The following is a 6979-nucleotide window of genomic DNA, read 5'->3' as shown; positions in this document are numbered from 1 at the left end:
TGTCGTGATGTGCCGCGCTCCTGCAAAAATCTCGTCATTGCGAGCGTAGCGAAGCAATCCACGGCGCAAGCTTGAAACTTCGCCCGACCTTGGCTTCCCGCCACATGGCCCGAACCAAGGATGAAATAAGTGGAGGGTTTCTGTTGCTACGTACCCTCCGGACGCCCGGTATCCGTTCTGTTGCCCGGTCGGTCCAACCGCGCTTTAGCTTTGTAAGATCAGGCCGTTAGGCCGTCAGATTACGCAGCGATTGCGAGTGCGTCGTTATCGTTTGCACTTATGTGTTGTGAGCTTTTAACGGGGATTCTCAACCCGGGCAAAAACAATGCTTTTGAACACACGTCGATCCTAGTTCGGCCCCGTCAGAAGTCCCTGACGGATCAGGGGTTTTGGTGGAGCCGCCGGGTACTGCCCCCGGGTCCGCTGCGTCTATTGCACATCGCAATTTATCGCCATATCCGGTCGAAACCGGCAGGTCTCATATAGACGCAATTGGATTAATGTGAAGTGACCCGCGCGCGCGGCAGGCAAGAAAGACGAGAAAAAAGGGCCGAGCGCCGCGCGCTCTGCCCTTTTCTCGAATAGGTTTCGCCGGGCAGGTTGCACCACGGCGGCATGTTGTGGGCGAGTGGATTACTGGGCCACAATGCCTTCTTCTTCGTCCGCCGCTTCTTCAAGCACATCGGCCTGATCTTCGGCCACATCGGCCTGCTCTTCCAACGCTTCTTCACCGGCTTCGGTGGTGGCTGCATCGGCGGCCGCATCATATTCGTCGGCGGTCTGCTCCATGGCTTCCGCTTCGGCTTCAGTCTCCGTTTCCGGACCGGCGCATGCCGCCAGGGCCATTGCGGAGGTAAGCGCGGAAGCAATCAGAAATTTACGCATGTAAGGTTCCCCTCTTAAAGTAGGACAGGCGCCGGTGGCGGCGGCCATGCAGCACTTAACTAACAATTGCGCAGGCGGTTCCCGGACGCGCGGGCAGCCGACCTATTTTTTCAACAGGTCGCGGATTTCAGTCAGCAGGTCGACCTCGCTCGGCCCCGCAGGCGGCGCGGCAACTTCGTCCTTTGCGGTGAGTTTCTTGACATAGCGCACCATCAGAAAAATGATGAACGCCAGGATCAGGAAATTGATGATCGCGGTGATGAACGCGCCGTAGCCGATCATTGCAGCGCCGGCTTCCTTCAGCGCGACATAGTCCGTGGGCGAGCCTTCATAGCCCTCGGGCGCGCTTAACAGAATGAAATAGTTGGAGAAATCCGCCCCGCCGAAAATCGCGCCGACGATCGGCATAATGATCTCGTCGGTCAGCGATCCCACAATGGCGGCGAACGCCGCACCGATGATCACCGCGACAGCCAGGTCGATCACGTTACCCTTGGCGATGAATTCCCTGAAATCCTTGAGCATTGCAGCAGTCCCCTTCTCTGGTCCGAATAAACTCTGCCAGCAGAGGCCGAAAATGCCAAGCGAGCTGGCAATGTCGCTTCCCTCGGTTCGTGAAACGCTTGAAACGGCGTGGCGGTGTGCTATCTGTTTAACACAGGTACTCGACAATGCCGAAGAGCCGCCGGAAGGCGATTTTCAAGGGGATTTTGCAAATGAATTTCACCTCCGTTCGCCGGTTTGCGCCGGTCCGGTCCGCGCTCGTCGCCCTTGCCGCGCTGGGTCTTGCATCCTGCGGGATCAACTCAGTGCCGGCGGCAGAAGAAAATGCCAAGGCCAAATGGGCCGATGTGCAGGCCGCGTTTCAGGAACGCGCCAATCTGGTCCCCAATCTGGCCGAAGTGGCGGCGGGCGCGGCGGAGCAGGAACGCGGCATCCTGACCGATGTGATGGAAGCGCGCGCCCGGGCGACCAGCGTTCAATTGAGCGCCGACGACCTCAACGATCCAGAGAAAATGGCCCAGTTCCAGGCGGCCCAGTCGCAGCTCGGCGCGGGTCTCGGCCGGTTGCTGGCAAGCTTTGAAGCCTATCCCGACCTGAAGAGCATTGCCAATTACCAGATGCTGCAAAGCCAGCTTGAGGGGCAGGAAAACCGCATTCGCATTACCCTGCGCGATTACAACGAAGCGGTCCGCGTCTATAACACCACCATTCGCACCTTCCCCGATACGATCGGCGCGAACCTGATCCACGGTGCGGAACCGATGGTCCCCTACGAGGCAACCACGCCGGGCGCCGAGGCCGCGCCCACATTGGACATGACGCCGAATACCGACACCACGCCGGGCAGTTGACCGAAATGCGGGCGCCTGCCCTTGTCCTCATCTTTCTTGCACCAGTGGCGCTTAGCGGATGTGACGAGTCAGTTGATCCACTGGGGCTGTTCCCGGAACCAACTCGAGCGGAAAACGCGCCGCTTGAGTTGACCGGGCGCGTCGTCGATGCCTCTGACCTTATTCCGGATTTGATTGAAGCGGATCTGACAACTCAGCTGGCCGAAATCGAGCGTGATACCAAGGCCCAGTTTGTAGTGGTGACCACGTCCAGCTTGGAAGGGCTGACAATTCAGGATTATGGCCTGCGGTTGGGTCGCGGCTGGGGTTTGGGCGACAAGGAACGAAATGACGGATTGCTGTTGATCGTTGCCCCTAACGAACAAAAGGTCCGGATTGAGGTAGGTTACGGTCTGGAAAAGTCATTGCCGGATGATCGTTGTGGCGAATTCATCGAGATGATGCTGCCATCATTCAGGGATGGCGACTATGTTGCCGGAATAGAAAACGGCGTTGACTTGCTGGACCGCGAGTTGAGGACCAAACTTGGAAAAACAACATGATGCGCCGTTTTTCGATCTTGCTCGTTGGCTTGGCGATGGTGTTCGCCCTTCCGGCGAGCGCGCAGGAATTTCCTGCGCTTACCGGCCGTGTGGTCGATAACGCCAACATCATCCCCGATGCGGACGAAGCCGCGCTGGCCGCCAAGCTGGAAGCACTCGAAACACAGTCCCAACGGCAATTGGTGGTAGTGACCGTGCCGAGCCTGCAGGGGTATGAAATTTCCGATTACGGCTACCGTCTGGGCCGCGAATGGGGTCTTGGCGATGCGGAGCGCAACGACGGCGCGATATTGCTGGTCGCACCGGAAGAACGCAAGGTGCGGATCGAAGTCGGTTACGGGCTGGAGCCCTATCTGACGGATGGTCTGTCGGCGCTGATCATCCAGCAGCAGATCCTGCCCCGTTTCCGCGACGGGGATTATCCCGGCGGAATCGATGTCGGCACGGACGCGATCATCCAGCAATTGCAATTGCCCGAGGCGGAGGCGCTGGAGATTGCCGCGCAGGCAAACGAGAAGCGCGAGACCAGCGGGGGATTTCCCGTGGGCGCATTCCTCCCGTTCGCATTCATATTCTTCTTTTTCGTCCTGCCCATGTTAAGCGGACGCGGACGCAGGCGGCGCCATGGCGGCATCGGCAGCACGGTGGGCAACATCATCCTGTGGGAAGCTCTCAGCGCGGCGGCTCGCAGCGCCGGTGGCAGCCATGGCTCGGGCGGCTTTGGCGGTTTCGGCGGGGGTGGCGGCGGCGGATTCTCCGGTGGCGGCGGCAGTTTTGGGGGCGGCGGCGCCTCGGGAGGCTGGTAACATGGCTTACCTGAACACACAGGATGCGGCGATCGTCACCGCGGCGGTTACTGCGGCGGAGGAAACCACTTCGGGCGAAATCGTCACGGTGCTGGCGGGCCAGTCGGACGGGTACAGCGACATCGCGCTCGCCTGGGCCGCGGTGGCAGCGTTTACCGCGATGAGCGTGTTTGCCGTGTGGCCGGCCTTCTTCCTCGGCAAGATCGACGCGCTGATGGGCGGCTGGGGGCACCAGTGGACCAACGGCGAGATTATCTCGCTGACAATTGCGCTCGGCCTGCTCAAGTTCTTCGCGGTGTGGCTGATCCAATTGTGGCAGCCGCTCAAATTCTTGCTGATACCCGGCCCGGTCAAGACCGCACGGGTGCACGCCCGCGCGATTTCCCTCTTCAAGGTCGGGGCGGAGCGGCGTACCCATGGCCGCACCGGGATCATGATCTATCTCTCCCTGCGCGAGCACCGGGCGGAAATTGTCGCCGATGAACCGATCGCTGTGAAAGTTCCGGCGGAAGTCTGGGGCGAGGCGATGGCCGATATGCTGACCGAGATAAAGCAGGGCCACATTGCCGAGGGCATGGCCGCCGGAATTCGCGATGTCGGCGCGGTGCTGGCGCAGCACTTCCCGCGCGGCGCGGACGATGTCAACGAACTCCCCGACCGGCTGATCGAGGTCTGATGCCGGCCCCGGATCACGACGCGCCCGAAGAAGTGGTCTGGCAGGGCAAATATGTGACCGCGAAGAAACGCGGACGGTGGGAATATGTCGGCCGCGCCCGCAACATCCGCGCCGCGGTAATCGCGGCAGTGGAGGATGGGCAGGTGCTGCTGGTCGAACAATACCGTGTGCCGCTGGGCCGGAGTTGTATCGAACTTCCCGCCGGGCTGATCGGCGACGGGGACGGCGACGAAGGCGAGGATGCGCTGGTCGCAGCGGGGCGCGAGCTCGAAGAAGAAACCGGCTACCGGGCAGAGCGCCTGACCGATCTCGGCACATACTATTCCTCCCCCGGAATGCTCAGCGAGAACTTCACTCTGGTCCGGGCGAGCGGGCTGACCCAAGTCGGCGAAGGCGGCGGGGTCGCAGGTGAAAACATCACTGCCCACCGGGTGCCTCTTGCGGAACTGGCGGATTTCCTCGACAGCAAGCGCGCGGCGGGTGCCGCAATCGATGTAAAGCTGCTGCTTCTGCTCGGCACGACAATCTTCAGAGAGGAATTACCATGAGCGCCAGGATCAATGGCCGTGTCGCCGGCAAACTGGCGCTGGTCACCGGCGCTGCGCAGGGCCTTGGCCGCGCGCATTGCACCCTGCTGGCGCAGGAAGGCGCGCGGGTGCTGTGCACCGATCTCAACGCGGCTGGCGCGGCGGAAACGGCGGCGCTGATCAACGCGGAATGCGGTTCCGGGACGGCCTATGCGCTGGGCCATGACGTGACCAGCCAGGCCGACTGGACCGCCGCGGTTGAGGCCGCGCGCGAACAGCTTGGCGGGTTGTCGGTGCTGGTCAACAACGCCGGGATCGGGGTGGCGGGGAATATCGAAACCTGCACCTTCGAAGACTGGCGCAAGGCCTTCGCGGTTAATGTCGACAGCGCATTCCTGGGGTGCCAGACGGCATTGCCGCTGATGAAGGAGCACCAGCCGGGTTCGATCGTGAACATCTCGTCGATTGCCGGTCTGATCGCCAGCGATACCATGCCCGCTTATAACGCCTCGAAGGCGGCGATCTGGATGCTGACCAAATCGGTTGCCCTGCATTGCGGCAAGCGCGGGTGGAACATCCGCTGCAATTCGGTCCACCCCACATTTGTGGACACCCCGATCCTGGACGGGATCGGCCGGAATGCCGGGATCGAAAAGGACGTGGTGGTGGGCAAGCTCGCCCGTCAGATACCGCTTGGCCGGATCGGCGAGCCGCGCGAAATCGCGCAAGGGGTGCTGTTTCTTGCCAGCGATGAAAGCAGTTTCATGACCGGCGCGGAATTGAAACTGGATGGCGGCATTTCCGCCATGTAATCCTGGTGCTTCGGAATATCGGAATGGTTGGGGGGACCCCGCAGGGCCCCCTCAATTCGCAATGAGTGCGATGGCGACGTACACCAGCAGCAACGATCCGAAGCCGATCAGCGTACCCAGGACAAAAGCTACGCGTACCAGGGTGGCGTCGATCCCGAAGTAATTGGCGATCCCGCCGCAGACACCCCAGATCTTGCCATGTGCCTTGTCCAGGCGGAAGTTCTTGCTGGCTGATCCGCTTACAGGCGTGCGGTTCTTGCTGTGGTCGAGATTGCTCATGCGATCGCTCCGAAGTGGAAGACGCTCTGGCTGGCGGGCGCAATTGCGAAGGCAAGAATGGCTGCCGACAGGGCGATGGACGACAGAGCGGCGACGAAGCGACTGCTGAGATTACTGATATCGGTCATGGTGTATTCCTGTGCTTGGCCCGGATGACGCCGGGGAATGGTAGGTTCAGGCGATGAGGCCGGACTGGACGACGGTCTGGCTGGCAGGGGCGATTGCGAATGCCAGGAACGCTGCCGACAGGGCGATGGACGAAAGTGCTGCGACAACACGGTTGCTGAGATTGGCCACGGTAGATTTTCCTTCTTACTGGTTTTCCCGGAAACCATTCCCGGGGATGCCAGATACGTTGCACGGGCCGTGCCAGTTTCGGAAAACCGCAGTTTTCAGCCAAAGTTAACCAAATCGGCGGCATAGCGATAAACAATAATTCCGCAATATTGGGATTTTCCACCAACAATTGGAAACGTGCCTTTTCGGTTGGCGCAATCGCTGCCTGCGGGCTAGGGCTGCACCCGCCCATGGCTCTTGATGCGATCACCCTTTCCCACTTCCGCAATCACCGCGAAACGCGTCTTGACGGCGCGCGGCAGTTCAATTTGCTGGTCGGCGAAAACGGCGCGGGCAAGACCAATGTGCTGGAAGCGATTTCGCTGTTCGCCCCCGGTAGAGGGCTTCGGCGCGCGGCGCTTGCGGAAATGGCCGGTTCGGACGGTCCGGGCGGATTCCAGGTCGGGGCCTCGCTGGCCGGGCAGGCGGAAGAAGACGCCGTTCGGCTCGGCACCTTTACCCAGCCGCCCCAACCCGGGCGGCGGTTGGTGCAGGTCAACGGCGCTCCGGCCAGCGCAGTCGGACTCGGCGAATGGCTCGCCATCAGCTGGCTGACGCCGGCGATGGACCGACTGTTCGCCGACAGTGCGGGCGCGCGGCGGCGGTTCATGGACCGGATGGCGCTGGCGCTGGACCCCGCCCATGCCCGCCATGCCGCACGTTACGAAAACGCGCTGCGCGAACGCAACCGGCTGCTGGGTGATGACCGGCCACCCGAAGCGGCGTGGCTGGACGGGATCGAGGCGCAGATGGCGCAGCAC

The 6979-nt window shown here is 61.5% G+C and carries 12 protein-coding genes and 1 other RNA gene; 7 read left to right on the top strand and 6 right to left on the bottom strand.

The genetic code is table 11. The annotated features are described in order from the left end of the window. Window positions 1-167: 167 nt before the first annotated feature. The 3 genes from ssrA to mscL form a co-directional block, all read right to left on the bottom strand. Window positions 168-511, bottom strand: a transfer-messenger RNA (tmRNA) gene (gene ssrA / locus U0988_RS02460). A gap of 122 nt (window positions 512-633) precedes the next feature. After that, window positions 634-885, bottom strand: coding sequence for a hypothetical protein (locus tag U0988_RS02455; protein ID WP_322291063.1), 252 nt, complete (start codon window positions 883-885; stop codon window positions 634-636). A 102-nt stretch (window positions 886-987) separates the two neighbouring features. Continuing rightward, window positions 988-1410, bottom strand: a complete 423-nt coding sequence (gene mscL, locus U0988_RS02450) for a large conductance mechanosensitive channel protein MscL (protein ID WP_322291062.1) — start codon at window positions 1408-1410, stop codon at window positions 988-990. 191 nt (window positions 1411-1601) lie between these two features. Here mscL and U0988_RS02445 point away from each other — a divergent pair, with 191 nt between their 5' ends. Genes U0988_RS02445 through U0988_RS02420 form a run of 6 tightly spaced genes read left to right on the top strand, consistent with a single transcriptional unit; the run spans window position 1602 to window position 5603 of the window. Further along, complete coding sequence (locus U0988_RS02445; RefSeq protein WP_322291061.1) at window positions 1602-2240, top strand: LemA family protein; 639 nt, start codon at window positions 1602-1604, stop codon at window positions 2238-2240. A gap of 5 nt (window positions 2241-2245) precedes the next feature. Continuing rightward, window positions 2246-2782, top strand: coding sequence for a TPM domain-containing protein (locus tag U0988_RS02440; RefSeq protein ID WP_322291065.1), 537 nt, complete (start codon window positions 2246-2248; stop codon window positions 2780-2782). After that, a complete protein-coding gene (locus tag U0988_RS02435; RefSeq protein ID WP_322291064.1) occupies window positions 2782-3588 on the top strand; it encodes a TPM domain-containing protein in 807 nt (268 codons plus the stop codon). Before U0988_RS02440 ends, U0988_RS02435 begins: the two co-directional genes overlap by 1 nt. Before the next feature lies 1 nt (window position 3589). Beyond that, window positions 3590-4264 carry a hypothetical protein gene (locus U0988_RS02430; RefSeq protein WP_322291060.1) on the top strand — a complete coding sequence of 225 codons (675 nt, stop codon included), beginning with the start codon at window positions 3590-3592 and terminating at the stop codon, window positions 4262-4264. After that, entirely contained in the window at window positions 4264-4812 is a 549-nt protein-coding gene (locus U0988_RS02425; RefSeq protein ID WP_322291059.1) for an NUDIX hydrolase, read from the top strand. The genes U0988_RS02430 and U0988_RS02425 overlap by 1 nt, the downstream gene beginning before the upstream one ends. Further along, window positions 4809-5603 (top strand): SDR family oxidoreductase, encoded by a 795-nt coding sequence (locus tag U0988_RS02420; protein WP_322291058.1) that lies wholly within the window; start codon window positions 4809-4811, stop codon window positions 5601-5603. The genes U0988_RS02425 and U0988_RS02420 overlap by 4 nt, the downstream gene beginning before the upstream one ends. A gap of 51 nt (window positions 5604-5654) precedes the next feature. Here the strand turns inward: U0988_RS02420 and U0988_RS02415 are convergent, their stop codons facing one another. Genes U0988_RS02415 through U0988_RS02405 form a run of 3 tightly spaced genes read right to left on the bottom strand, consistent with a single transcriptional unit; the run spans window position 5655 to window position 6179 of the window. After that, window positions 5655-5882, bottom strand: coding sequence for a PspC domain-containing protein (locus U0988_RS02415; RefSeq protein WP_322291057.1), 228 nt, complete (start codon window positions 5880-5882; stop codon window positions 5655-5657). Continuing rightward, window positions 5879-6010, bottom strand: coding sequence for a hypothetical protein (locus U0988_RS02410; RefSeq protein WP_322291056.1), 132 nt, complete (start codon window positions 6008-6010; stop codon window positions 5879-5881). The genes U0988_RS02415 and U0988_RS02410 overlap by 4 nt, the downstream gene beginning before the upstream one ends. A 46-nt stretch (window positions 6011-6056) precedes the next feature. After that, window positions 6057-6179, bottom strand: coding sequence for a hypothetical protein (locus U0988_RS02405; RefSeq protein WP_322291055.1), 123 nt, complete (start codon window positions 6177-6179; stop codon window positions 6057-6059). Between the two features lie 230 nt (window positions 6180-6409). On the opposite strand from U0988_RS02405, the gene U0988_RS02400 reads away from it, so the two are divergent. Beyond that, window positions 6410-6979, top strand: a 570-nt coding sequence (locus U0988_RS02400) for an AAA family ATPase (RefSeq protein ID WP_322291054.1), incomplete at its 3' end; no start/stop codon positions are given.

Origin of the sequence: Allopontixanthobacter sp. (assembly GCF_034376665.1) — a bacterium.
In the GTDB taxonomy this organism is placed as follows: Bacteria; Pseudomonadota; Alphaproteobacteria; order Sphingomonadales; family Sphingomonadaceae; genus Allopontixanthobacter.
The sequence above is the reverse complement of the archived record's forward strand: the minus strand, read 5'-3'. Positions and strand labels throughout refer to the sequence as shown.

Excerpts from the sequence above, each read along its gene's own strand:
- U0988_RS02455 (WP_322291063.1), bottom strand. The coding sequence starts at position 885 with ATGCGTAAATTTCTGATTGCTTCCGCGCTTACCTCCGCAATGGCCCTG.
- mscL (WP_322291062.1), bottom strand. The coding sequence starts at position 1,410 with ATGCTCAAGGATTTCAGGGAATTCATCGCCAAGGGTAACGTGATCGAC.
- U0988_RS02445 (WP_322291061.1), top strand. The coding sequence starts at position 1,602 with ATGAATTTCACCTCCGTTCGCCGGTTTGCGCCGGTCCGGTCCGCGCTC.
- U0988_RS02440 (WP_322291065.1), top strand. The coding sequence starts at position 2,246 with ATGCGGGCGCCTGCCCTTGTCCTCATCTTTCTTGCACCAGTGGCGCTT.
- U0988_RS02435 (WP_322291064.1), top strand. The coding sequence starts at position 2,782 with ATGCGCCGTTTTTCGATCTTGCTCGTTGGCTTGGCGATGGTGTTCGCC.
- U0988_RS02430 (WP_322291060.1), top strand. The coding sequence starts at position 3,590 with ATGGCTTACCTGAACACACAGGATGCGGCGATCGTCACCGCGGCGGTT.
- U0988_RS02425 (WP_322291059.1), top strand. The coding sequence starts at position 4,264 with ATGCCGGCCCCGGATCACGACGCGCCCGAAGAAGTGGTCTGGCAGGGC.
- U0988_RS02420 (WP_322291058.1), top strand. The coding sequence starts at position 4,809 with ATGAGCGCCAGGATCAATGGCCGTGTCGCCGGCAAACTGGCGCTGGTC.
- U0988_RS02415 (WP_322291057.1), bottom strand. The coding sequence starts at position 5,882 with ATGAGCAATCTCGACCACAGCAAGAACCGCACGCCTGTAAGCGGATCA.
- U0988_RS02410 (WP_322291056.1), bottom strand. The coding sequence starts at position 6,010 with ATGACCGATATCAGTAATCTCAGCAGTCGCTTCGTCGCCGCTCTGTCG.